The sequence below is a fragment of the Micromonospora violae genome (assembly GCF_004217135.1).
GTDB classification, from domain to species: domain Bacteria; phylum Actinomycetota; class Actinomycetes; order Mycobacteriales; family Micromonosporaceae; genus Micromonospora; species Micromonospora violae.
Map to the genome: position 1 here is coordinate 2,020,032 of NZ_SHKK01000001.1, position 24,427 is coordinate 2,044,458.

At 73.3% G+C, this 24,427-nt stretch carries 21 protein-coding genes and 1 pseudogene; 15 read left to right on the plus strand and 7 right to left on the minus strand.

What is annotated here, in order from left to right:
* Nucleotides 1-132: 132 nt before the first annotated feature.
* Nucleotides 133-3,030, minus strand: a complete 2,898-nt coding sequence (locus EV382_RS09200) for a helix-turn-helix transcriptional regulator (protein ID WP_130401149.1) — start codon at nt 3,028-3,030, stop codon at nt 133-135.
* A gap of 194 nt (nt 3,031-3,224) precedes the next feature.
* Here EV382_RS09200 and EV382_RS09205 point away from each other — a divergent pair, with 194 nt between their 5' ends.
* On the plus strand, nt 3,225-5,516 hold the full coding sequence (locus EV382_RS09205; RefSeq protein ID WP_130401150.1) for an adenylate/guanylate cyclase domain-containing protein: 2,292 nt from the start codon (nt 3,225-3,227) through the stop codon (nt 5,514-5,516).
* 274 nt (nt 5,517-5,790) lie between these two features.
* Here EV382_RS09205 and EV382_RS33315 read toward each other — a convergent pair whose 3' ends face one another.
* Entirely contained in the window at nt 5,791-6,168 is a 378-nt protein-coding gene (locus tag EV382_RS33315; protein ID WP_244236602.1) for a hypothetical protein, read from the minus strand.
* A 53-nt stretch (nt 6,169-6,221) separates the two neighbouring features.
* Nucleotides 6,222-6,596 (minus strand): annotated as a pseudogene (locus EV382_RS33955) (class I SAM-dependent methyltransferase); the annotation flags it as partial.
* 171 nt (nt 6,597-6,767) lie between these two features.
* Between EV382_RS33955 and EV382_RS09215 the strand changes: the two are divergent.
* Nucleotides 6,768-10,055, plus strand: a complete 3,288-nt coding sequence (locus tag EV382_RS09215; RefSeq protein WP_208758352.1) for an ATP-binding protein — start codon at nt 6,768-6,770, stop codon at nt 10,053-10,055.
* Nucleotides 10,056-10,146: 91 nt separating this feature from the next.
* A complete protein-coding gene (locus EV382_RS09220) occupies nt 10,147-10,839 on the plus strand; it encodes a hemerythrin domain-containing protein (protein ID WP_130401151.1) in 693 nt (230 codons plus the stop codon).
* A gap of 40 nt (nt 10,840-10,879) precedes the next feature.
* Here the strand turns inward: EV382_RS09220 and EV382_RS09225 are convergent, their stop codons facing one another.
* The 3 genes from EV382_RS09225 to EV382_RS09235 form a co-directional block, all read right to left on the minus strand.
* On the minus strand, nt 10,880-11,446 hold the full coding sequence (locus EV382_RS09225; protein WP_130401152.1) for a dienelactone hydrolase family protein: 567 nt from the start codon (nt 11,444-11,446) through the stop codon (nt 10,880-10,882).
* Nucleotides 11,447-11,547: 101 nt separating this feature from the next.
* Nucleotides 11,548-12,855, minus strand: a complete 1,308-nt coding sequence (paaK, locus tag EV382_RS09230; protein ID WP_130401153.1) for a phenylacetate--CoA ligase PaaK — start codon at nt 12,853-12,855, stop codon at nt 11,548-11,550.
* A 78-nt stretch (nt 12,856-12,933) separates the two neighbouring features.
* Nucleotides 12,934-13,383 (minus strand): MarR family winged helix-turn-helix transcriptional regulator, encoded by a 450-nt coding sequence (locus EV382_RS09235; RefSeq protein ID WP_130401154.1) that lies wholly within the window; start codon nt 13,381-13,383, stop codon nt 12,934-12,936.
* 135 nt (nt 13,384-13,518) lie between these two features.
* On the opposite strand from EV382_RS09235, the gene EV382_RS09240 reads away from it, so the two are divergent.
* The 8 genes from EV382_RS09240 to EV382_RS09275 all read left to right on the plus strand — a co-directional run bounded on the left by EV382_RS09240 (nt 13,519) and on the right by EV382_RS09275 (nt 20,937).
* The gene (locus tag EV382_RS09240; protein ID WP_244236603.1) at nt 13,519-14,739 is read left to right on the plus strand and encodes an MFS transporter; all 1,221 of its coding nucleotides are present in this window, start codon (nt 13,519-13,521) and stop codon (nt 14,737-14,739) included.
* Nucleotides 14,740-14,881: 142 nt separating this feature from the next.
* A complete protein-coding gene (locus tag EV382_RS09245; protein WP_130401155.1) occupies nt 14,882-15,640 on the plus strand; it encodes a class I SAM-dependent methyltransferase in 759 nt (252 codons plus the stop codon).
* 157 nt (nt 15,641-15,797) lie between these two features.
* The gene (locus EV382_RS09250) at nt 15,798-16,271 is read left to right on the plus strand and encodes a fluoride efflux transporter FluC (RefSeq protein ID WP_130401156.1); all 474 of its coding nucleotides are present in this window, start codon (nt 15,798-15,800) and stop codon (nt 16,269-16,271) included.
* Entirely contained in the window at nt 16,268-16,630 is a 363-nt protein-coding gene (gene crcB, locus EV382_RS09255; RefSeq protein WP_130401157.1) for a fluoride efflux transporter CrcB, read from the plus strand. The genes EV382_RS09250 and crcB overlap by 4 nt, the downstream gene beginning before the upstream one ends.
* A gap of 69 nt (nt 16,631-16,699) precedes the next feature.
* The gene (locus EV382_RS09260) at nt 16,700-17,224 is read left to right on the plus strand and encodes a PadR family transcriptional regulator (protein WP_130401158.1); all 525 of its coding nucleotides are present in this window, start codon (nt 16,700-16,702) and stop codon (nt 17,222-17,224) included.
* The gene (locus tag EV382_RS09265; protein ID WP_130401159.1) at nt 17,221-17,901 is read left to right on the plus strand and encodes an ABC transporter ATP-binding protein; all 681 of its coding nucleotides are present in this window, start codon (nt 17,221-17,223) and stop codon (nt 17,899-17,901) included. Before EV382_RS09260 ends, EV382_RS09265 begins: the two co-directional genes overlap by 4 nt.
* Entirely contained in the window at nt 17,898-20,054 is a 2,157-nt protein-coding gene (locus tag EV382_RS09270) for an FtsX-like permease family protein (protein WP_130401160.1), read from the plus strand. Before EV382_RS09265 ends, EV382_RS09270 begins: the two co-directional genes overlap by 4 nt.
* 166 nt (nt 20,055-20,220) lie before the next feature.
* Nucleotides 20,221-20,937, plus strand: coding sequence for an MBL fold metallo-hydrolase (locus tag EV382_RS09275; protein ID WP_130401161.1), 717 nt, complete (start codon nt 20,221-20,223; stop codon nt 20,935-20,937).
* 11 nt (nt 20,938-20,948) lie between these two features.
* On the opposite strand, the gene EV382_RS09280 is transcribed toward EV382_RS09275, so the two are convergent.
* Nucleotides 20,949-21,284, minus strand: a complete 336-nt coding sequence (locus EV382_RS09280; RefSeq protein WP_130401162.1) for a hypothetical protein — start codon at nt 21,282-21,284, stop codon at nt 20,949-20,951.
* A gap of 128 nt (nt 21,285-21,412) precedes the next feature.
* Between EV382_RS09280 and EV382_RS09285 the strand changes: the two genes are divergently transcribed.
* The 4 genes from EV382_RS09285 to EV382_RS09300 all read left to right on the plus strand — a co-directional run bounded on the left by EV382_RS09285 (nt 21,413) and on the right by EV382_RS09300 (nt 24,424).
* A complete protein-coding gene (locus EV382_RS09285; protein ID WP_130401163.1) occupies nt 21,413-21,994 on the plus strand; it encodes an RNA polymerase sigma factor in 582 nt (193 codons plus the stop codon).
* On the plus strand, nt 21,987-22,706 hold the full coding sequence (locus EV382_RS09290) for a hypothetical protein (RefSeq protein WP_130401164.1): 720 nt from the start codon (nt 21,987-21,989) through the stop codon (nt 22,704-22,706). Before EV382_RS09285 ends, EV382_RS09290 begins: the two co-directional genes overlap by 8 nt.
* A gap of 85 nt (nt 22,707-22,791) precedes the next feature.
* A complete protein-coding gene (locus EV382_RS09295; protein ID WP_244236920.1) occupies nt 22,792-23,289 on the plus strand; it encodes a hypothetical protein in 498 nt (165 codons plus the stop codon).
* 64 nt (nt 23,290-23,353) lie between these two features.
* Nucleotides 23,354-24,424 carry an ArsR/SmtB family transcription factor gene (locus EV382_RS09300; protein WP_130401166.1) on the plus strand — a complete coding sequence of 357 codons (1,071 nt, stop codon included), beginning with the start codon at nt 23,354-23,356 and terminating at the stop codon, nt 24,422-24,424.
* Nucleotides 24,425-24,427 lie beyond the last annotated feature (3 nt).

Consider the following 24,427-nt stretch of genomic DNA (forward strand, 5'->3'; position numbering starts at 1 on the left):
TCCATCGTGGTCGGCGGCATCCCCCGTGCCGTCGTCGACGCGGCTCAGCCTTTCAGCCGACACCGGCCCGCCGAATCAGTAGAACGACGTATCCCGGCGCGCACACGCGCCGGGATACGTCACAGTGGTCGGTCAGCCCCGCTGGTTGCGCAACTGGATCGCGCTGGCCTGCACCCGGGTCCGGACCTGGAGTTTGTCGAAGATGTGCGACACGTGCACGCCGATGGTCCGCTCGCTGATGAACAGCCGCTGCCCGATCTCCCTGTTGGTCAACCCCTCCGCGACCAGGGCGAGCACTTCCCGCTCCCGTGCGGTGAGCGCCGTCAACTCGTCGTCGGACGCCTCGGCCGCTGCGCTACGCGTACCGGCCGACGTGTCGCGCTCGTCCAGCGACACCCGGGCACGCCCGGCCAGCTCGCGGATCTCCGAGGTCAACGGCACCGCGCCCAACCCCTGCGCGACCTCGTACGCCTCCCGCAGGAGCTTGCCGGCGGTGGCCACCCGGCTACGTCGGGCCAGCAGCGCCTCGGCCTGCCGCAGCCGGGAGTAGGCCGCCGGGTACGGGTGATGACGTCGATCCCACTCGGCGGCCGACGCGGCCCACAGCTCCGGGTCGCTGCCGTCGAGGCGGCTCACCTCGGCGGCGCACAGCGCCAGGAAGCCCTCCACCACCGAACGCACCGGCCGGGCGGCGGCAGCGCTCTTGCGGGCCATCCGCTCGGCCACGTCGCGCAGCCGGCGTACCGCCGTCGGGTCGACCTCGACGCTGCGGCTGGCGTGCGCCTCCGCCTCGGCGCGCAGGCCGTGCCAGACCAGCGCGGAGAGGATCATCACGTCGTCGGAACGGCTCTCGGTGAGGCCGCGCTGCACCGCCTGCCGGGCCACGTCGTGTCGGCCCTCCCACATGGCCAGCCCGGAGCGCAGGGTGAGCAGGGGAATGACGTGTCGTGCCCCACCGCCGGCGAGCAGGGTCGCCACCGCGTCGAGGTCCCGACCGGCGGCCTCGATGTCGCCGTAGCCCACCGAGAGTCGGCACCGGGCCAGCAGCAGCTCCACGGCGTCCGCACCGGACGGTCGGTGCCGCAGGGCCGCGGCCACCACCTTCTCCGCCTCGGCCCACTGACCCACCCGGAACAGCCCGTTGATGGCGATGGCCAGCAGCCGGGTGCCCCAGGTGCGACCCAACCCCAGCTCGGCGACCCGCTCGGCACCCCGACGGGCCACCACCACGCCCTCTTCGAGGATGTTCAGTGGCCCGGTCAGCAGCTCCGCCAGGTGCAGGTACGCGCAGGCCACGTCCTCGGGCTGACCGGCACGCTCGGCGGTGTCGAGGGCGTCGCGCATGACCGCCAGACCGGCGTCCGGGTCTTCCAGAAAGGCGTCGCTGAAGCCCAGCGCCGAACTGGCCAGGACGACCTCGGTGGCCGAGCCCTCCACGTTCTCCGCCAACTCCAGCGCCTCACGGGCCCGCTCACCGGCGTCGGCGTACCGGCCCAGGTGCAGCAGCAGCTCGGCCAGGCGGGCGGCGGCGGTGGCCCGGTCCCGTGGGGAGCAGTCCGCCGCCTTCAACGCCCGCTGGTACTCCTCCTCGGCCAGCGCGGAGCGTCCGGCGGCGGCCAGGTAGCGGGCGCGCCGGATGTGCACCGCGCAGCTCGGCTCGCCACCGCGCAGCGCGGCCAACTCCTCCAGCAGGGCCAACGCGCGGGCGTGCTCCCCACAGTGGTGGGCCGCCTCGGCGGCGTTCTCCAGCAACTCGACCCGGTCCACCGTCAGCGGACCCGGATCGGCGGCCAACTGCAACGCCACCGACCAGTGCCGGTGTGCCTCGGCGTAACCGTGCAGCCGCTCGGCCTCCTGAGCGGCGGCCACCGCCGCCGGCAGGGCGCGCGCCGGTTCGCCGGCCAGCCGCCAGTGGTGCGCCAGCCGGGCCTGGTGCAGCTCACCGGGCGCCGTGGTCAGCGCCTCGGCGTAGCGGCGGTGCAGCCCGGACCGCTCGGCCGGCAGCAGCTCGTGCGCCAGCACCTCGGCGACGAGACGGTGCCGCAGCCGGTAGCCGTCGTCGGCGCCGACCAGCAGCCGGTGCGCCACCGCGGCCCGGGCCGCGGCGATCAGCTCGTCCTCCGGCATCCGCAGCACCTCGGCCAGCAGCCAGTGCTGCACCGGCTCGACGCCGGCGGCCACCGCGTGCACCACGGCGTGCGCGTGCTGGGGCAGCGCGTCGACCCGGTCGAGGAAGATCTCCCGCAGCGTCTCGGAGAGGCCGTCGCGGCCGTCGCGCAGATCCCGGGCCAACTCCTCGATGACGAACGGGTTGCCACCGCTGCGCTGCCACACCTGCTCGGCCGCGTCTGCGGTCAGCGTCCGCCCGACCACGGCGGCGGCGAGCGTCTCGGTGTCGGCCCGGCCCAGCGGCGCCAGGTCGAGCACCCGCACCGTGCGGAGCCGGCGCAGCTCGGTGAGCACCCGGCGCAGCGGGTGCGCGCCCTGCAAGGATTCGGCCCGCACCGCGGCCAGCACCGACAGTTGCAGATCGCCCAGGCCGGCGAGCAGGTAGAGCAGGAGTTGCCGGGTGCTGCGGTCGACCCACTGGAGGTCGTCCAGGATCAGCACCAGCGGGCGGCCCTCGGCGATCAGGTGCAGGCCACGGGAGACCCGCTCCAGCAACGCGCCCGCGCCGTCCGGGCCGGCGGTCTCGTCGGCGACCATCTGCAGCAGCCCGCGCACCGCCGAGGAGGTGCGCGGGTGCGAGGTGGACACCTCGGTGTCGAACCGGCGCAGCGCCTGCAACAGTGGGTGCAGCGGTGAGGCGTCGCCGATGTCCAGGCAACTGCCGGTGAGCACCACGGCGCCCCGCTCCCGCAGGTGATCGCCGAGCTCGCCCAACAGCCGGGTCTTTCCCACACCGCTCTCGCCGGTCAGGAAGACCCCCGCGGTCTGCCCGTGCGCGCCGTCACCGAGCAACGCGGACCGAACCGTCTGCACCAGCTCGGCCCGGCCCACGAGCGGTGCGGTGTCCACATCGCTGGCCATGCCACGCAGCCTAATCACAGGGCCCCACACCGTTCTACGGCCGCCGGTCGCTTGTGGTACTCCTCGCGTCGACTTTGCGACTAAAGGTTGCAGGTGGCCGACATACGTCGTTCGGCAGATCCCCCGTCGGCCCAGGAGTGCCAATCTCCGGAGGTGATCAGGCGACAGCGGGGAGAAAGGCCGGTGCGACACCCATGAACACCAGCATCATCGTCGACGCGCAGCGGACCGTCACCCCGCTCTGGCCGGTACCCGAGGAGAGGCGCATCGTCACCGTCCTCTTCGCGGACATCGTCGGCTCCACGGCCCTGGTGGACCGCCTCGACCCGGAGGACGTCCGAGCGATGCAGCGGGCCTACTTCGATACCGTCGCCGGTGTGCTGCACCGCTGGCAGGGGGTGGTGGAGAAGTACATCGGCGACGCCGTGATGGCGCTGTTCGGCGCTCGGCACTCCGACGGCTTCGACGCGTACCGGGCGGTGCGCGCCGGGCTTGAGATCCAGGCGGCGCTGGACCGGCGGCCCATGGTCGGCGACATCAGGCTGCGCGTGCGGGTCGGCGTCGCCACCGGCGAGGCCGTGGTCGACCTGGGCGACGCGGTGACCGGCGGGCACGGTGTGGCCAGCGGCGCGGTGATCACCACGGCGGCGCGCCTGCAGGAGTACGCCGCACCCGGTGCCGTCGCGCTCTGCGCGGCCACCGCCCGCGCCACCGCCGGCCTGATCACCCAACGTCAGTTGACGCCGGTGCCGGTCGCCGGCCGGGTGCCGCCGGTGCCGGTCTGGCACGCCGTCGGTCCGGTACGCCCCAGCGCCGACCGGCACGACGGCCCGCTGATCGGGCGCCGCCGTGAACTGGCCACCATCCGCGACCAGCTCAGCGGGGCCATCCGGGACCGCACGCCACGCTGGATCTCGCTGGTCGGCCCCACCGGCAGTGGCCGCAGCCGGCTGCTGCACGAGCTGACCCGCGGGTTGACCACGGTGGACGGTTCGCCCATCCGTTGGTGCGTGGCCGCCTGCCAGCCGTACCCCGATCAGGTCCTGGCACCGGTCGCGCACCTGCTCCGCAGCCTCGCCGGGATCCGACACAGCGACGGCCCGGCGGCGGTCCACGACCGGCTCGTCGCCGCCCTGACACCGCTGTTCCCGCCGACCCGGGTGGCCACCGCGGTCCCGGAGCTCCACCGGATGCTGACCACCCCGGACGGCTCCGCCGCCGCCCTGGCGGGCGCGGCGACCTGCCGGGAGGTCCTGCTGCGCCTGGCCGTCCGCCGGCCGCTGATCGTGGCCGTCGACGACCTGGACCGGGCCGCGCCGGTGGTGAGCCGGTTCCTGCACGCACTGTTCAGCGCGGCGACCGAGCGCGCGCTGCCGCTGGCACTGCTCACCGTGCATCAGCCGCAGTGGGCCGACACCCGGCCCGGCCCGGCCCGACGGCTGACGATCGGACCGCTGGCCACGGTGCAGTCCGGGCGGCTGCTGCGCCACCTGCTCACCCGGGCCGGGCAGCCGGTGGCCCTGGTCGACCGGCTGCTGCCGCTGGTGGGGGGCCGCCCCGGGCACGCGGCGGCGTACGTCAGGTCGGTCGTGGACGGTGCCGACCCGGCGGCGCTCCCCCTACCCGAGGTGATCCGCCGGGCCGTCGGCGCGGAACTGGACCACCTCGACGGTGAGCGGCGGGCGGTGCTCATGGCCGCCGGCACCCTCGGTGGCCTGATCAGCGGCGCGACCGTGGACCGGGCACTCGGCTGGACGCCCGGCCGGTCCGCACCCGCCCTACGCGGGCTGGTCGCCGCCGGCCTGCTGCTCCCCCACCACGTCGACGGTTACGCGTTCGCCGCACCTGCGCTGCGCCAGGTCGCCGCCGAGCGGTTGCCCCGCGCCCTGCGGGGCGTCTTCCAACGCCGGGCCGCCGACCTGCCGCACCTCGACACCGCGCACCGCGACGCCGTGCACCGCGACGCCAGCCCGCCCGACTCGCGCGACTCGCGCGCCGGTGCGCTCAAGCGCTCGGCGGCCAGGAGCGCGGAGATCGTGCGCCTCGACACCGTTGGCGCTCGGACCGGCCGCCTCGACGCCGTCTTCGCGGCGCTGGCCCCGGCCGGGCCGGACGGTGCCACCGGCCCGACCGCGCTGAGGCGCGCCAACCCCACCCCGACGATGGCCACCCGTCCCGCCGCGTCGGGTCACGCGGCGTCGGGTCACGACGGCAGCCGTGCGGCGGTCCCACGTCGACTCCGAGCCGTGGCCTCGGCGGGCGACGTACCGCCGACTCCGGCCACAGCGGCGTCCCGACCTCAGCACGGCGCGGACGGTGCCCCGTCGCGGGACGTCGGGCGGCTCTCAACGCCGATCCGCCCCAGACCGGCGAGTTCGGCGGGGCAGTGGACACTCGCCGACGCCGGCACTCCGCCGGGCGCGGTGCGGGCAATACCCCGCCCCCCGTCGACCCACCCCCTGGAAGGCCTACCCGCAACCGCCTAACCACCCCGCCCCGCCCCGCCCCGCCCCGCCCCGTCGATCATGGAGTTGTGGTGGGTGACAAAAGCCCCGGCGACCAACAAGTCCGGCACCACAACTCCATGATCGACCGGCGTGGGGGTGGGGCGGGGCGGAGACGGGGTGGGGCGGGGCGGGGTGGGCGTCAGGGTCGGTTGGCCGGCTGAGGCCCGCCCCACTACCGGTGGGGAGTCGCTCGCTCCGACAACGTCTGGGCGAGGAACCACAACACCACCGACAACCCGGTGAACGTTGGTGGTCACAGCACTAGCAGGGCTGCGGTGGGTAGCGTGAGCAGGCCGTCGGGGCCACGGTAGCGGGCGGTCAGCTCGTCGTACGCGGCACGAATGCGGCTGATCATCGCCGCCGGCTGGGTCTCCATCACCAGACCTGGCTTGCTGACGCCGTTGGCGGGGCCACTCCACCAGGCTTCCGGGTCGGTGCGGTGCGCCCAGGTGATCGTGTCGCAGCGCACGTCGGTGAGCCCGGCCTGGTCGAGCAGCCCCGCCAACCCATCGGGGGTACGGGGGAAGTCCCGGTCGGCGTCCACCATCGGGGCGGCGGCGCGACGGTCGACCCCAGCGGCGTCGAAGACCTCACCCCAGAGGCTCTGTGCCTCCGGCGGGGGTGCGGCCACACGGTGACCGCGACCCGACCAGCGGACCGGACGACCCGTCGCAGCTCGGTGATCGCGGCCAGCGGATCGCCCACGTGGTTGATCACGAAGTTCGCCACGGCCGCGTCGAACGACCGGGAACCGAACGGGAGGTGCGGCAGCGACGCGAGGCGGACCTCGTCGACGGACGGCAGGCGCTCGCGCGCCAAGTCGACCATGCTGGGCTCGGCGTCGACGGCGACGACGGTGGCGCGGCGAGCGCACGCCAGGCTGGCCGCCGTGCCGGAGCCGGTGCCCGCGTCGAGCAGCCGCGTGCCCGCCCCGACGTTGGCGGCGTCCAACAACGCTGGTACGGGGTACGCGCAGAGCGCGGCGAGACTGCGGTCGTACGCTCCCGCGCGCCCGGCCCAGCGCGACCGTTCGTAGTCGTCGAAGGCCGTCGTGGTCATCGCCAGGCCCCTTCGAGGATCTTGATGGTGGCGCCACGATATCGAACGAGGCGTCTTCGGCGGCGCCCCGCGCGGTGGCGGTCCGCCGCCCGCACCTGCCGTGCGCTGGCTGCCCGGTGACCAGTGGGAACGGGTGAGTCGCTCACCAGCGCGACTAGGATTGGTGCCGTCATGCTGCTACGGGTGCTCGGGCCGCTCGAGGTCGAGATCGACACAGGCGGGCCGGTCGACCTCGGCGGCCCCCGTCAGCGCGCTGTGCTCGCGCTGCTGCTCGCGGCCCGTGGCGAGGTCGTCTCCGTCGGTCAGATGATCGAGGATCTGTGGCGCGGTGACGCGCCGCCACGGGCGATCGCCTCCCTGCAGGCGTACATCTCGCACCTGCGCCGCCTGGTGGAGCCGGCCCGCGAACGCCGCGCGCCGGCCCGGTTCCTGGTCACCGCGGCACCGGGCTACGCGCTGCGGCTGCCCGCCGATGCCGTCGACGCCGATCGGTTCGAGACGCTGCTCACTGAGGCGCGCGCGGTCGGCCCCACCGACCCGCAGCGGGCACGTCAGCTGCTCAGCGGTGGCCTCGACCTGTGGCGCGGTCGGGCGTACGCCGAATTCGCCGGGGAGCCGTGGGCGCAGCCGGAGGTGCTGCGCCTGGAGGAGCTGCGACTGAGCGCCCGGGAGTCGCTGCTCGATGTGACGGTCCGCTGCGGGGACGCGGCCGAGGCGGTGCCGGAGGCGGAGGCGCTGACCCGGCAGGCGCCGCTGCGGGAGGAGAGTTGGCGGCTGCTGGCGTTGGCGTTGTGGCGTACCGGTCGGCAGGGCGACGCGCTCGCCGCGTTGCGCCGGGCGCGGGCGACCCTGGCCGACCAGCTCGGTCTGGACCCGGGCCCGGCGTTGCGCGAGGTGGAGTCGGCGATCCTGGGCCAGCGGCTCGACCTGCTGCCTCCGGTGGCGGCGACCGCTGTCCGCGTCGCCGAGCGGCCGGTGTCGGAGGAGGTCTTCGTCGGCCGGGAGGCTGAGCTGGACACGCTTGGGCAGGCGGCCGCCGAGGCGGTGGCGGGCGGACCGCGCGCGGCGGTCGTCAGCGGTGAGGCCGGTGCCGGCAAGACGAGTCTGCTCGGCCGCTTCCGGGCCGGACTCAGCGCCCATGGTTGGCTGGTCACCGTCGGTCGCTGCCCCGAGGTCGAGGGTGCCCCGCCGGCCTGGGCCTGGGTCGAGGCGCTGCGGCAACTCGCCGAGCAGGCGCCCCCGGGCGACCTCGCGCCCGCGCTCGCCCCGCTGCTCGGCGGGGGCGACGGCGAGCCCGGCGGCGACGTCACCGCCGGCCGGTTCCGGTTGCACCGCGCCGTGGGCGCCTGGTTGGACGCCGCCGCGGCCCGCAGACCGGTCGCCGTCGTCCTCGACGACCTGCACGCCGCCGACGCCGAGACGCTGCTCCTGTTGCAGAGCGTCACCGAGATGACGACCGGCCCGGTCCTGTTCGTCGTGGCGCTGCGACCTGCGGAGAGCGCCGACCGGCTCGCCGACACGATGGCGGTGCTGGCCCGCCGGTCACCGCACCGGATCGCGCTGGGCGGTCTGCGCACGTCCGAGGTCGAACGGATGCTCGGCGCACTGGCCCGGACCACCGTCGACCCGGAGACGGTCGCCGCGTTAACCGAGCGGACCGGCGGCAACCCGTTCTACGTCCGGGAGTCGGCGCGGCTGCTCGCCGCCGAGGGCACGCTCGTCGCCACGTCCGAGGTGCCCGAGGGAGTACGCGACGTGCTGCGCCGCCGACTCTCCCGCCTGCCGCCGAGCGCCGTCTCGGTGCTGCGCCTCGCCGCGGCCGTCGGGCGGGAGGCGGAGGTGCGGACGCTCGTCGACGCCGCCGGTACCGACGAGGGCACCGTCCTGCAGGCGTTGGAAGCCGCACTGACCGCCGGGCTGCTCACCGAACCGGCACCCGGGCGGGTGCGATTCGTCCACGGCCTGGTCTGCGACACCATCTACACCGACCTGCCGCAGCTGCGCCGTACCCGACTGCACGCACGGATCGCCGCCGCCACCCGCCGGCTGCGGCCCGACGACTACCCGGCCCTGGCCCACCAGTACGCCCGCGCCGCGTCGGCCGAGACCGCGCCGCTCGCCGTCGACTACGCCATCCGGGCCGCCGAACTGGCCGAGCGGCGCTACGCGTACGACGCCGCGATCGAGGTGCTCGGCAACGCCGTCGAGGCCGCCGCCACGGTCGTCGGGGACCGCGACGCGCTCCGGGTCGACCTGCTCGGACGGCTGCTGCGCGCCCAGGCGCGAGCCGGTGCGGTGGCCGCCGCCCGACAGACCCGGGCCCGGGCGATCGACGTCGCCGCCGCGTCCGGCCGCGACGACCTGCTGGTCGCGGCGTTCACCGCGTGGACCGTCCCCACCCCGTGGCTGACCCACGAGTACGGCGCGGTGGACCTACGGGTCGTCGAGCTGCTCACCCGGCTGTTGCGCGCCGACGACCTGGACCCGGTCGCCCGCTGCCGGCTGCTCGAGGCGTTGGCGACGGAGTTGGACGGTGAGTCCGATCCGCGTGGCGTGGCGGCCGGACGGGAGGCGTTGGCCCTCTCGCGGCAGGTGGACGACCCTGAGCTGCGCGCCCTCGGGCTGGCCGCGCGGATGCGCACCATGAGCTACGAGCGGGAGGCGTCGGAGCGTCGGGAGTTCGCCCTTGAGCTGCGCGACCTCGCCGAGGAGCACGGGCTGGTGACCTACCGCTCGGTCGCCGAGCAGGTGCTGGGCCACTGCGCCGCCGCGCTCAACGAGCCGGACGAGCTGCGCCTGAGCGTCGCCCGGCAGGGATGGCTGGCCGAGACGTACCAGCTGAACGAGGCGCAGACGATCAACCTGTGTGCGTTGGGCACCCTCGCGCACGTCGCCGGCGACTTCGCCGCCGCGCGGCGGCGCTACGACGAGGTCGCCGGGCAGATGCGGCGGCAGGGTTCGCTGCACGCCGACACCTTCCGCTACATCTCTCTGGGTACCCTGCTGATCAGTCAGGGACGGTTCGGTGAGCACCTGGAGGCGACCCGGCGGATTCGGCGGTCGTTGGGCCCGATCGTGGACGACCTGCTGGCGCTGGCGCTGATCGAGAGCGGACGGGCGGACGAGGCGCGGGCCATGCCGATCGGGCAGCACACGTACCGCCCGGACTACTACGAGTCGGCGCTGCTCACCGTACGCGGGATGGTGATCGTGGCGCTGGGCCGGCGGGACCTGGCCCAGCCGGTGATCGACGCGCTGCTGCCGGTACGCGACCAACTGGCCGGTTTCTCCACCACCGCGGCCGTGGTGCGGCCGGTCGCGTTGTCGCTCGGGGAGCTGTTCCGGCTCCTGGGTCAGGCCGAGGAGGCGACCCGGCACTTCACCCTCGCCGCGCGGGTGGCCCGTCGGTGGGGGTCGCCGCACTGGCTGGCCGAGGCGACGGCGGCCCTGGCCGGCTGACCGTCGCGGGTTGGTGGATTCCAAGCCGGTTCCAAGTGGCCCCGAGCATGATCAACAGATCTGTGCCAGTTGATCCCTCGGAAAGGTCACCGTGAACCAGAACCACCGCGAAGCCATGGCCGACGTGCGCGACATGTACATGGCGCACTCGGCGCTCCGTCGCGAGTTCAGCCTGCTGCCGCAGCTCGTCCGCGACGTCACACCGGGCGACGCCACACGCGCGGAGGTCGTCGGCGCCCACGCCGAGCTGCTCTGCCACATCCTGCACATGCATCACGAGGGCGAGGACCTGCTGCTGTGGCCCCGGCTGCTGGAGCGCGCGGGCGCGGAGGCCGCGGCGATCGTCCCCGCCATGGAGGCGCAGCACCACGCCATCGAGGACGCCCACGCGGCGGTGGTCGCCCTCCTCCCCCAGTGGCGCCGCACCGGACGCGACGGTGCGCCGCTGGCGGACGCCCTGGAGCAGCTCCGCACCGTCCTGATCGAGCACATGGCCCTGGAGGAGAGCGAGATCCTGCCGCTGGCGCAGCGGTACGTCACCGCCCGGGAGTGGATGCGGCTCGGCGAGCACGGAATGAGCAAGTCCTCGAAGAAGCAGCTGACGCTGGCCTTCGGTCTGGCCATGTACGAGGGTGACCCGGAGGTGATCAAGGCGGTGCTGGCGCACGCCCCGCTGCCGGCGCGGCTGCTCATGCCGATCATCGCACCCCGGGTGTTCGCCAGCCAGGCCAAGCGGGTGCACGGCACCGCGACGCCCCCACGCATCGGCGCCACCGCCCGCTGACATCGCGCCGGCAGCCGGGCTGCGACGTCGGGCTTGGTGATCAGGGAGCGGCCAGGAAAGCCAGCACCCGCGGCCAGGTCGCCGCGGTGGCGTCCGGGGAGTACTCGGGCACGTCCGGATCGGTGAACAGGTGACCCACACCCGGGTAGCCGAAGACCGTCAGGTCGGCGCCGGCCGCGAGCATGGCCTGCCGCCACTCGTCGACCTCGTCCGGGCTGTCGTACGGGTCGGGGTCGGCGAGGTGCATCTGCACCGGCAAGCCGGGTCGGACCGCGTCCGGAGCGCCGCCGGTGCCGTGCAGCAGGAGCAGCCCGGCCGCCTCGGGGCGTTCGGCCAGCAGCGCCCCGGCCACACCGGCGCCCATCGAGAAGCCGGCGAGCACCGTCTCCGGTGGCAGGTCACGCAGCGCGGCCCGGGCCCGGTCCAGCACCGCATCGTGGCCGATCTTGTCGAGCAGCGCGAAGCCGTCCTCGACGGTGTCGGCGGCCGGGACGCCGTACAGGTCGGGAGCGCTGACCTGGTGCCCGGCGGCGCGCAACCGGTCGGCGGCGGCGCGCACGGCGGGCCGCAGCCCGTACACGGAGTGGAACAGCACGACGTGTCGCATCCGGTCATCCTGCCCCAGCTGGGCGGCCGTCCGGTGTGGCCACGCGGGGCGCGCGTCGGACCAGCGCCCCGGTCCGGGACGGGACCGGATGTCGGCCGGTGTCAGCCGGACCGGCGCTGGTCGACGATGCGACGCATCTTGCCCATCGACCGTTCCACCGTGTCCGGGGCCAGGACGTCGACCGCCGCGCTCACCCCGATGGTGTTCTTCACCAGCTGAACCAGCGTGCCGCCGGCCCGCTCGGCGGCGTCCGGCTCGACGCCGGCGCGTCGCTCCACCCGAACCGTGAGGGTGTCCAACCGGCCCTGCCGATCGAGGACGCACTGGAAGTGCGGCGACAGCTGCGGGGTCCGCAGGATCAGCTCCTCGATCTGGGTGGGGAAGATGTTCACCCCACGCAGGATCATCATGTCGTCGGTGCGTCCGGTGATCTTCTCGATCCGGCGCATCGGCCGGGCGGTGCCGGGCAGCAGCCGGGTCAGGTCGCGGGTGCGGTAGCGCACGACCGGCATCGCCTCCTTGGTCAGGGAGGTCAACACCAGCTCACCGCGCTCGCCGTCGGGCAGCACCGCCCCGGTGACCGGGTCGATGATCTCCGGGTAGAAGTGGTCCTCCCAGAGGTGCAGCCCGTCCTTGGTCTCGACGCACTCGGTCGCCACGCCGGGGCCCATCACCTCGGAGAGCCCGTAGATGTCGACGGCGTGGATGTCCAGTTGCTGCTCGATCTCCCGGCGCATGTCCTCGGTCCACGGCTCGGCCCCGAAGATGCCCACCCGCAGTGAGGTGGCACGCGGGTCGATGCCCTGGCGGCGCATCTCGTCGACGATGGCCAGCAGGTAGCTGGGCGTGACCATGATGACCTCGGGTTCGAAGTCACGGATCAGCATGACCTGACGCTCGGTCATCCCCCCGGAGACCGGGATGACCGTGCAGCCCAGTTCCTCGGCGCCGTAGTGCGCGCCCAGGCCACCCGTGAAGAGCCCGTAGCCGTACGCGACGTGCACCCGGTCGCCGGGGCGACCGCCGGAGGCGCGGATCGAGCGGGCCATCAGGCGCGCCCAGGTGCGCAGGTCGTCGCGGGTGTAGCCGACCACGGTCGGACGGCCGGTGGTGCCGGAGGAGGCGTGCAGGCGGGCCACCTGCTCCCGGGGTACGGCGAACATGCCGAACGGGTAGTTCTCCCGCAGCTCCGCCTTGCCGGTGAACGGGAAACGTGCCAGGTCGTCGAGCTCACGGCAGTCGTCGGGGTGCACCCCGGCCGCGTCGAACGCCCGGCGGTAGTGCGGCACGTTGTCGTACGCGTGCCGCAACGACCAGCGCAGTCGGTCGCGTTGCAGGGCGCGCAGCTCGTCGATGCTGGCGCGCTCGATCGGCTCCAGCTCCTCCGGACGAGGGGTGCGGTCCTGCATCGGCTGCCTCCTTGGTGCGGCGGTCCCGGTGGGGCTGCGGGTACCGTACGCCCGCCGCCGTGAGGGCCGGCGGGGTGGTCAGCGGCCGGCCGGTAGCCGGTGCAGGGCGTCGACCAGCGGCGCGAGCTCGGGGGTGGCCTCCGCTGCGGCGAGCGCCTCGGTGAGCACCCGGTCGTGGGTCGGTCGGGTCTGGGCGAGCAGTTCGGAGCCGGCCGGGGTCAGCTCGGTGTAGATGCCGCGCCGGTCGTCGGCGCAGAGGATCCGGGTGAGCAGCCCGCGCTGCTCCAGGCGGGTGACCAGCCGGGTGGTGGCGCTGCCGGAGAGCGCGGCGGCGCGGGCGAGCTGGCTCATCCGCATGTGCCAGCCGTCCTGCCGGGAGAGCGCGTCCAGCACCGTGTATTCGACGACGGAGAGGTCGTGGCTGGACTGCAGGGCCCGCTCCAGGGAGGTCTCGATCAGCCCGTGCAGGGCGGCGAGGGTGCGCCAGCCCTGTGCGCGGATCTCGACCGCGTCGTCGGCGATGCCCATGGCGGCCTCCTCGGTGTGATCTGAACGAACCCCAGGCTACCACGCTTGCGCCGATATAAAGCGCGTGCAAGTATTTCGTTGCTGGCGCGCGTAGTTGCACGCGCCGCATATCTGCCTCCTCCCGATGGGAAGACCATGTCCGTACCCCACAAGTCCCTGCCGCCCGGCCTGATCGCGCTGGCCATCGGCGCGTTCGGCATCGGGCTCACCGAGTTCGTGATCATGGGGCTGCTGCCCGAGGTGGCCGCCGACTTCGCGGTCACCGAGCCGGTCGCCGGCTGGTTGATCTCCGGCTACGCGCTCAGCGTGGCCGTGGGCGGGGTCGCCCTCACCGCCGCGGTCACCCGACTGCCGCGCAAACCGGTGCTCCTCGGCCTGATGGTGCTCTTCATCATCGGCAACCTGCTCTCCGCCGTCGCCGGCGACTACGCCGTGATGATGACCGGCCGGATCGTCGCCGCGCTCTGCCACGGCGCGTTCTTCGGCATCGGCGCGGTGGTCGCCGCCGGCCTGGTCGCGCCGGCCCGCCGGGCCGGCGCCATCGCCATGATGTTCGCCGGACTGACCATCGCGAACGTGCTCGGCGTGCCCTTCGGCACCTTCCTCGGGCAGCACTTCGGCTGGCGGTCGACGTTCTGGGCGATCACCGCCATCGGAGTGGTCGCCCTGGTCGGGCTGGCAGTGCTCGTCCCGACGGGTGACACCGCCAACGCCGACCGTCCGGCGGGCGGGCTACGCGGCGAGGTGCGGGCCTTCACCCACGCGCAGGTCTGGTTCTCCCTGGTGATCACCGTCCTGGGCTTCGGCGGGATGTTCGGGGCGTTCACCTACATCGCCTACACGCTCACCGAGGTCAGCGGCTTCGCCAGCAGCACCGTGCCGTGGCTGCTCGTCCTCTTCGGGGTGGGGCTCTTCGCGGGCAACCTGCTCGGCGGCCGGGCGGCGGACCGTTCACTGTCGCGCACCCTGGTCACCGTCCTGGCGGCGCTCACCGTGGTGCTCGTCGGCTTCGCGCTGACCGCCACGAACCCGGTGGCGACCATCGTCGCGCTGGTGCTGATGGGCGGGTTCGGCTTCGCCACCGTGCCACCACTGCAAATGCGGATCATGCGGTACGCCCACCAGGCGCCGACCCTCGCGTCCGGAGCGAACATCGCGGCGTTCAACCTCGGCAACGCGCTGGGCGCCTGGATCGGTGGGGTGACCATCTCCGCCGGCCTCGGCTACACCTCGCCGATCTGGGCCGGCGCCGCCGTCACCCTGGCTGGCCTGGGCGTCCTGCTCGCCGCGCCGCGACTGGCCCGTCGCGAGGAACCGACCCGCGCCGACGAGGGCCTGGTGGACGTCGCGGTCTGACGGCGCGGGAGGAGGACGCCGGGCCGGGCGGACGCGCCGGCCCGGCGTCGCTCCGATCATCGCCCCGCCATCTTCTCGCAATTGCAAAAGATGTGCAACAAGGTCTGGACAACGCACTCGTGGCGTAACTAGCCTGATCGCTATGACTCCTTACATCGATGATCCCTGGGCCTGGCAGGAAAGCTGGGACCGCCAGCAGGAGGCCTACCTCCCGGACCGGGAACACCGGTTCACGGCCATGCTCGACACCGTCGACGCGGTCATCGACGGCCGGCCACCGCGCGTGCTCGACCTGGCCGGCGGCACCGGCACCATCTCGCTGCGGACCCTCGCCCGCTTCCCCACCGCACAGATGACCCTCGTCGACCTCGACCCGGCGCTGCTCGCCATCGCCAGCGCCTCGCTGGCCGACCGGGCCACCATCGTCACGGCCGACCTCGGCACCCCCGAGTGGCGCGCCGCGCTCCCCCACCGCGAGTACGACGCCGTCCTCACCGCCACCGCCCTGCACTGGCTGCCGGCCGACCGGCTCGGCCAGCTCTACGCCGAGCTGCGCGAGGTGCTGCGGCCCGGCGGTGTCTTCATCAACGCCGACCACATGCCGGACGACACCCTGCCGGAGCTGACCAAGCGACTGATGGAGCGGGCCCGGGACCGGCGCAACGCCCGGTACGCCGCCGCCTCGATGCCGTCCTGGTCGGACTGGTGGGACCGGGCCGGCGCCGACCCTGCGCTCGCCCCGCTGGTCGCCCGGCGACACACGATCTACCCGACCGGGCACAGCCCCGAGTGGAACCCGCCGGTCTCCTGGCACCTGGCCGCCCTCACCGCGGCGGGCTTCAGCGAGGTCGGCACGGTCTGGCGAGGCGGCCCGGACGCCGCCGTCGCGGCGGTGCGCTGACCCTCCGCCCTCCCCGGATCGCCGTGGCGTTAGGGTGGAATCGGAGCGTACGACTCCCGGCGGTGGGGCCCGCCGTCCCGGCTTGTATCACGGGAGAACCGCGACACCGCTCGCCAACGGTCCCTGCCAGTGATGCCCGTGCTGGTAGGGAGGACCCGTGTCAGAGCCGTTCGAGCCGCGTACCGACCCCGATGTCGACCTGGGCGTCCCCGCCGACCGCCGCGAGCTGACCGCGCGCCCCGCGACGATCCTCGCCACGATCTCGGCCGGCGGGGTGCTCGGCGCGCTGGCCCGGGCCGGTCTGCAACACGCCGTTCCGCACGCGCCGACCGGCTTCCCGTGGGCGACGTTCACCGTCAACACGTCCGGTTGCCTGCTGATCGGCGTGCTGATGGCGGTGCTCGGGCACCTCGGCGGTGGGCACCCGCTGGCCCGCCCGTTCCTCGGGGTCGGGGTGCTCGGCGGGTTCACCACCTTCTCCACCTACGCGGTCGACGTCCAGCAGGCGATCGTCGCGGGCGTGCCGGGCACCGCGCTGGCGTACCTCGCCGCGACGCTGCTCGGCGCGCTCGTCGCGGTCGGGTTGGGCGACGCGGTCACCGCCGGGCTGCTGCGCAGGGCGGCCCGGTGACCGTCCTGCTCATCGCCCTGGGCGCGGCCGTCGGCGCGCCGTTGCGTTACCTGACCGACCGGGCCGTGCAGTCCCGGCACCGTTCGGCGTTCCCCTGGGGCACCCTGCTGGTCAACGTGGTCGGGTCGCTGCTGCTCGGCGCGCTGGCCGGGTGGCCGGCCAGCGCGGCGGTCAGCGCATTGCTCGGCACCGGGTTCTGCGGCGCGCTGACCACGTACTCCACGTTCAGCTACGAGACGCTGCGGCTGACCAGGGGCGGTCACCGGCTCCTGGCGCTGGCCAACGTGCTCGGCAGCGTGGCCGCCGGGCTCGCCGCGGCCACCGCCGGCTACGCCCTGGCAGGTGCCCTGACCGGCTGATCCGAGACGTCGACCAGCAACACACCGAGGGTATATACGCGAGGTATACCCTCGGTGTAGTCTGCTGGCATGAGCGTGCCACTGACCCTTCTCGGCCTCCTCGAACGAGAGCCCAGCCACGGATACGACCTGAAGCGCGACTACGACGCCTTCTTCGGCCGGGGCAAGCCACTGCCCTTCGGCCAGGTCTACTCCACCCTCAGCCGACTGGCCCGCGACGGCAAGGTGGTGATCAGCGACGTCGCCCCGGGCGCCGGGCCCGACCGCAAGCGCTACATCATCACCGACGTCGGCGCGACCGAGGTCGAGCAGTGGCTGACCCAGCCGGTCGACCCGGAACCACACCTGCAGACGGTGCTCTTCGCCAAGGTCGTGCTCGCGCTGATGCTGGACCGGCCGGCCGGCGAATACCTCGACACCCAGCGCAGCGCACACCTGCGCCGGATGCGTGAGCTGACCGAGATCAAACGCGCCGGCAACCTGGTCGACGCGCTGCTCGCCGACCACGGCCTCTACCACCTGGAGGCGGACCTGCGATGGATCGAGATGACCAACGCCCGCCTGGACGCCCTACGGAAAGAGGTGCGGTCGTGAGCATCATGATCGAAGCGCGCGAGGTGACCTTCTCCTTCGGCCAGACCCCCGCCCTGCGCGGCGCCAGCGTCGCCGTGGAGGCGGGCGAGATCGTCGCCATCATGGGCCCCAGCGGCTCCGGCAAATCCACCCTGTTGCACTGCCTGGCCGGCATCCTGGTGCCCGACTCCGGCGAGATCCTCCTCGACGGAGCGAAGGTCCACGCCATGGCCGAGACCGAGCGCAGCAGCCTGCGCCGGGACCGGTTCGGTTTCGTGTTCCAGTTCGGTCAGCTCGTCCCCGAGCTCACCGCGGTGGAGAACGTCGCACTGCCGTTGCTGCTCAGCGGCGTACACCGGTCGCAGGCGCTGCCGAAGGCGCGCGCCTGGTTCGCGCGCCTCGGCCTGGACGGCCTGGAGCAGCGCCGGTCGGGTGAGCTCTCCGGTGGGCAGGCGCAACGCGTCGCCCTGGCCCGTGGCCTGGTCGCCGAGCCGCAGGTGCTCTTCGCCGACGAGCCGACCGGCGCGCTCGACTCACTCACCGGTGAGCAGGTGATGGACCTGCTGGTCAGCGCCGCCCGCGAGCAGGGCACCACGGTCATCCTGGTCACCCACGAGGCCAGGATCGCGGCGTACGCCGACCGTGAGGTCATGGTCCGCGACGGGCGCGTCAACGCGCCGGACCGGATCGCCTCATGATCCGTTTCGGGCTCCGCCTCGCTGTGGCGGGCGGCCGTGAGGCGCTCACCCGCCTGATCGTCATCGCCGCCGCCGTCGCGGTCGGCAGCGGTCTGCTGCTGACCACCCTCGCCGGGGTCAACGCGGTCAACGCTCAACTCACCCGGTACGCGTCGCTGTATCCCCAGGCCTCGACGGCCGGTCACACCGACCCCCTGTGGTGGTCGACGCGCGACGACTACTTCCGTGGCGAGCAGATCATCCGCATCGACGTCGCCGCCACCGGCGCGACCTCGCCCACCCCGGTCGGCATCCCCAGCACCCCGGGTCCCGGGGAGTACTACGCCTCGCCCGCGTTCCGCGACCTGCTGGCCGCCCACCCGGCCGACCAGCTGCGCGACCGCTACCCGGGACGTGACCTCGGCACCGTCGGCCCGGCCGGGCTGACCTCGCCGGACACCCTGCTCGTCATCGCCGGCGGCACCCCCGACCAGGTCGCCACACTGCCCAACGCGCGGCAGATCACCAGCATCGGGAACACCCGCGCGCTGCCCGAGACCACGATGAACCTCATCCTGGGTGTGGTCGCCGGTGGGCTGTTGTTCCCGGTGCTGATCTTCATCGGCACCGCCACCCGGCTCAGCGCCGCCCGCCGCGAGCAGCGTTTCGCCGCGATGCGCCTGGTTGGCGCAACACCTCGGCAGATCTCGACGGTCGCCGCCGTGGAGGCGGCCGCCGCCGCCGTCGCCGGCACCGCCGTCGGCTTCGCCCTCTTCTACGCCTTCCGCGACCCGCTCGCGGGCATCCCGTTCACCGGCATGCCGTTCTTCCCCAGCGACATGTCCCTGGGCGTGCTGGACGTCCTGCTGGTGGCGCTCGGCGTCCCGGCCGGCGCGGCGCTGGCGGCCCAGGTCTCGCTGCGCCGGGTACGGATCTCCCCGCTGGGCGTCACCCGGCGGGTCACCCCCCGCGCCCCGCGCGCGTATCGGCTGATCCCCATGGTGCTCGGCGTCGCCGTGCTGGTCTTCGCCATCGGCTTCCGGCCCGCCACGTCCGACGGCCAGGCGGCGGTGTTCCTACCCGGGCTGCTGCTGATCATGGTCGGCCTGGTCTTCGCCGGCCCCTGGTTGACGATGGTCGGCGCCCGGATCATGGCCCGGTACGCCAACCGCCCGGCTGCGCTCATCGCCGCCCGACGCCTGGCCGACAACCCGAAAGCCGGCTTCCGGGCGATCAGCGGCATCATGCTCGCGCTCTTCGTGACGAGCGTCGCCGTCGGCGTGATCACCACGATCGTGGCGAACCGGGGCCCGGCACCGGTCGGCTCGACCGACGCGGGCACGGTCACCACCGTCTTCGACGAGAAGACGCCGACGGTGCCGGACACCCTCTTCGCCGACCTGCGGGCGATTCCCGGCGTGCGGTCCGCGACCGCCATCCGCGAGAACCCGACCATGATGGACGGCGGCGAGGTCGGGGTGATCGCGTGCACCGACCTTCCCAGCACGTACGGCCGGTGCGCCGACGGCGCGAACGTCATCGAGGTGCCGTTGGGCCTCAGCCACTGGCGGGAGTCGGCGTCGTCCGCGACGGTCTGGCCCGCCGCGTCGCTGACGCTCGACGAGTTCCAGCGGCTCCCGGTGACGTCGATCGTCGTCGGCACGGACGGCTCCGCCACCGCCATCGAGCGCACCCGCACCGTGTTGGAGATCGCCTTCCCGACCTTCTGGGTGGGGCCGAACGTGCCCGGCGACTTCGAGTCGGACTTCGCCGACACGCTGCGCGGCTGGGAGCAACTGGCCAACGTCGTCATCGTGGCCAGTCTCGCGCTCGGCGGGTGCAGCCTCGCGGTCAGCGTCATCGGCGGCCTCACCGAACGCCGACGCCCGTTCAGTCTGCTGCGCCTCAGTGGCGCGCCGGTGCGGGTGCTGCGTCGGGTGGTGGCCCTGGAGAGTGCCGTACCGATGCTCGCCGTCGCCGCCGTCGCCATCGGAATGGGTCTGCTCGCCGCGCACCTGTTCCTGCGGGCGCAGATGGACTACACCCTCGTCGCGCCGCAGCCGCGCTTCTACGTGATCGTCGTCGTCGGGTTGGCCGCCTGCCTCGGCGTCATCGCCTCCACCCTGCCACTGCTGGAACGCATCACCGGGCCGGAGACCGCCCGCAGCGAGTAGTCGTCGGAGAGTCGGGGTGCCCGGGCGGCAGACGCCCGGGCACCACACTGTGACGTCGCGCGCTGCCTGCGCCGGCCTGTCCGGGAGGACGGTGCCCGACGGTGTGCTGACCTAGGATCGGCAAACCAGACCAGTGATCCGCAATCAATGTCGGAGTTCGATCACCATGGCCGTCCCGCAGTTCCAGCATCTGGCCGGCCGTGTCTGGGTCTGCCCGGGCGATCCCGACCCCGAGGCGGTCCAGGCCGGCGTCGCCGTCGTGGCCGACGAGCGCGGCAGTGTGCTGATCGACGCCGGGCAGAGCCCCACGCACGCCCGCGAGATCCAGGCCGCGCTCACGGCGGCCGGGCTGCCGCAGCCGCGCTGGCTCGTCTACACCCACCACCACTGGGACCATGTCTGGGGAGCGTGCGCCTGGCCCGGGGTGGAGATCGTCGGACATGAGACGGCAGTGCCGCTGCTGCGCACGGAGGCCGCCCGGCCGTGGAGCCACCACTACCTGGACGAGCAGGTACGCGCCAATCCCCGCCTCGGCCCGAGCTTCCGGGCGCGCGCACGCGCGATGGACTCCTGGGCGGACTTCGCCGTCCTGCCGCCAACCCGGACCTTCGCCGACGTCGACGAGTTGCCGGTGGGCGTCGGGCTGCGGCACGTCGGAGGCGGGCACGCCCCGGACTCGACAATCGTGCTGGTGCCGGACTCGGGCGTCATGCTGCTGGGCGACTGCTATTACCCGCCGCCGGCACACCTGCGCCGACCCGACGACGGCCTCGACCTGGTCCTGGTCCGCCGACTGCTCCAGGACGACTACCTGTGGTACGTCTCCAGCCACGCCGAGCCGATGACGGCTGAGCAGGCCCGGTCAGCCGTCGAGACCACCTGAACGAACGAGCCTCAGCGGGCGTGGCGTTCCGGGTGGGCCCGGCTCCAGGTCCGCATCCGCTCGGGGTAGCCGGTGCGTGCCGCCTCGTACAGCGGCACCGCGTGCTTGCGGGCGATGGCCCCCGCCGCACGGGGCGTTCCGGTACGACGACGGATCCACTCGCCGTCGTGGGCAATCGCCACCACCGTGGTGTCCGTCGCGGTCGTCTCCGGTTCCAGGTAGAACTCCACGCCCCGCCGGGTGGCCACGAACGCCTCCAGCGCCGCGAGGTCGTCGCGGGTCGCCTCCCGGTCCAGCTTGGTCGGGGTCGCCTCGGCACCCCGTGCTCGGCGGTTGAACCAGCTCATGCCCCGCCCCTCTCCTCGACGTCCCTCCAGTGCAGCACCGATTCCTGGCAATACGCTGCACGCCGGATGGGAGAGCGCTGACCGGCGTCGCGAAAACCGGGTGGAACCCGTGGCGGGTGGGCGGTGTCATGAGTGTGATCCGAACGGAGGTCCCCCTGGACGACGACGCGCTCGTCACCCGCGCCCGGGCCGGTGACCTGGAGGCGTACAACCTCCTGGTCGCCCGACACACCGCGTCCGCGTACCGGACGGCGGTGCTGCTCGGTGCCGGCTCGGACTCCGAGGACGTCATCCAGGAGGCGTTCGTGAAGGCGTACCGAAAGTTGTCCCGGTACCGGGGTGAGGCGTCCTTCCGGTCGTGGCTGCTCGCGATCGTCGCCAACGAGACCCGCAACCTGCACCGCTCCCGGGGCCGGCGCGACGGGCTCGTCCTGCGCGCGGCGGCAGCGGACCCGACCTCCGAGATCGCCGAGGACGACGCGGTCGGCGCGGTCCTCGCCGGGGAGCGCCGGGCGTCGCTGGTGCAGGCACTGCGACAACTGCCGGTACGCGACCGCGAGGTGATCGTGTGTCGGTACTTCCTCGATCTCAGCGAGGAGGAGACGGTGTCGGCTCTGGGCTGGCCCCGGGGCACGGTGAAGTCGCGCACGTCCCGGGCGCTGGCGAAACTTCGTGGCTTGCTCGACGGTGCGGAGGTCCGGCATGGGTGACCTCGAAAGGGAACTGCGGGATCTCTCGGCCTGGTTGGACACCCCCGATCCGCCCGATGTGACGGCCCGCGTCCGCGTACGGCTCAGCACGCCCGCGCCCCGACGGTGGCGGTGGCGTTCGCTCGCCGCGGCGGCGCTCGTCGCCCTGCTGGTGGCGGTGTTGCCGTCGACACGAGCCGCGATCGCCGAGGTCGTCACGGGGCTGCTGCGCTTCGCCGGCGTCAGCATCGCCACCTCGCCGGCCCCGGTGCCGCCCGTCGGCGCCGCGTCGCCGTTGCCCGGTCAGCGGGCCGTCGCCCTGGACGAGGCGCAACGGGCGGTACGGTTTCCGATCCGCCTGCCGGCGAAGCTGGGCCCACCCGAGCGGGTGCTGGTCGCCGACCCGGACGCCACCGGCAGGTACCGGGTGGCGACGCTGCTCTACGACGGGGGTGCGCTGCGCGTCGACGCGTTCGACGGTCACCTCAACCTGGCCTTTCACAAGGAGGTCACCCCGCCGGGCGCGGACTGGGTCCAGGTCAACGGCGACTTCGCCGTCTGGGTCGACGGCCCGCACGTGCTGTCCTACGTGGACCGGGCGGGCGGGATCCGGCGGGAGACCGCCCGACTGGCCGCCGCCACCCTGATCTGGCAGGACGACGAGGTGAGCTACCGGCTGGAGGGCCACCTCGCCAGGGCCGAGGCGATCGAGATCGCCCGCTCGCTGCGCTAAGGGGGAACCTGCCGGCCATGGCCGGTGTCCTGAAGATACGACGGCCGGTGTATCGGAAGGGGTGGAGATGGGTTCACGGGGCAGAATGCTGCTGGTGTCATCGGTGGTCCTGCTGGCGGGGTGCACGAGCACGGCCAGCGGCGGGACGGCCGCACCGGCCGCCACCACAGCCACCACCACGGCGAGCACCCCGGCCCCCTGCGCGGCACGGGTGGAGACCGGGTCCCTACCCGACTGGGCGCGTACCGGGTTCTCTGGCGACGCGAGGGTCCCGCACGTCTTCAGCGCGAACGGAGACATCGTGGCGGTGCTGTTCGCCCATCCCCTGCGCCAGGTTCGCGAGGACGGGTCGAACAACAAGATCCTCTGGGTGGCCCGTGCCGACACCACCTCACCCGACCCGACCGCGCCGGCGACCCTGGTGATCACCGCCCGGCTGGACGGCACCGACACCCGGGTGATCCGGGAGGTCGCCGGCGGCCCCGGCCCGTCGATCATCGATCTGCCCCAGGCCGGTTGCTGGCGCCTCGACCTGAGCTGGTCCGGGCACACCGACACGATCGACCTGGTCTACGCCCCCTGACCTGACCCGGCCTCAGCGATGGTCCTGGCCCATCCCCGCCGTCACCGCCGCTTAGGGTGTGGTCGTGCCGATCACCTTTCAGCTCCCTGCGAATCGATCCACAGCGGTGACGTTCGCGGTCTCGCCGTTGCTGGAGTTGGCCTGGGCATGGCATGTGCTGGTCGGCACCGAGCATCACCCCGAGCGTGCAGAGTGGGCGGAGCGGGTCCTCGGTGAGTTGCCGGACGACCTGGCCGCAGAGTTGAACGCATGGTCGTTCGCGGTGCGAGCCGTCCGTGCGACGGTGTTCGCGGATCCGACGCTGCCGCCGACCCTCGACTGGGTTCAGGCGGTGGCGGCACTCCGGAGGATGCCTCCCCGGCAGTTCGCCGCCGCGATGCTTCGGCCGCTGCTGCGGGTGGGCGGTCGATCCGCCGACGTGGCCGATCATCGCGTGGGTGCCGAGCTGATGGCGCTGTCGCGGGCGCGGGGAGCTGGGGCGACACGGGCGGTGCGCCTGCTCCTGGAGAGGCCCGCCGCGGCGCAGGCCGCCGTGATCGACATTCTGGACGGCTGCTGGTCGGCCTTCTTCGCGGCTGAGTGGAGCCAGATCGAGCCCGCGCTGGGTGGTGAGGTGCGGGCACGATCGCGCCTGGGTGCAGGCGGCGACCTCCGCGCCGTGCTGTCTGGCCTGTCTCCTGCGGTGGCCATCGGTGAGGACGGCCGCGTCACCGTCGACAAGGTGCAGAGCAAGTCGTTGGCGGTGTCCGAACGCGGGCTGGTGCTGGTCCCCACAGTGTTCGGCGCCCCACATGTGTACGTCGCCGACGAGGCGAACCGACCGGTGGTGGTGCACTACCCGTTCCCGCCGCCGGAGCGTGCGGCCGATCGGCGACTGACGCTGCGGCGGCTCGACGTGCTCGCTCATCCAGCGCGCCTGGAGGTGTGCCGCGCGATAGCTGTCGAACCCAGGTCAGCGCGGGAGATCGCCCGGCTCTGGCGCCTCGACGAGACCGCGGTGACCAAGCACCTCTCCACCCTGCGCGTCGCCGGACTGGTTCGCGCGGAGCGGGCCGGGCGCTTCGTCCGGTACTCCCTGGAGGCGTCCGCCATCCAGACGATTGGAGCCGATCTGCTCGACGTGCTCCGTCGCTGATTC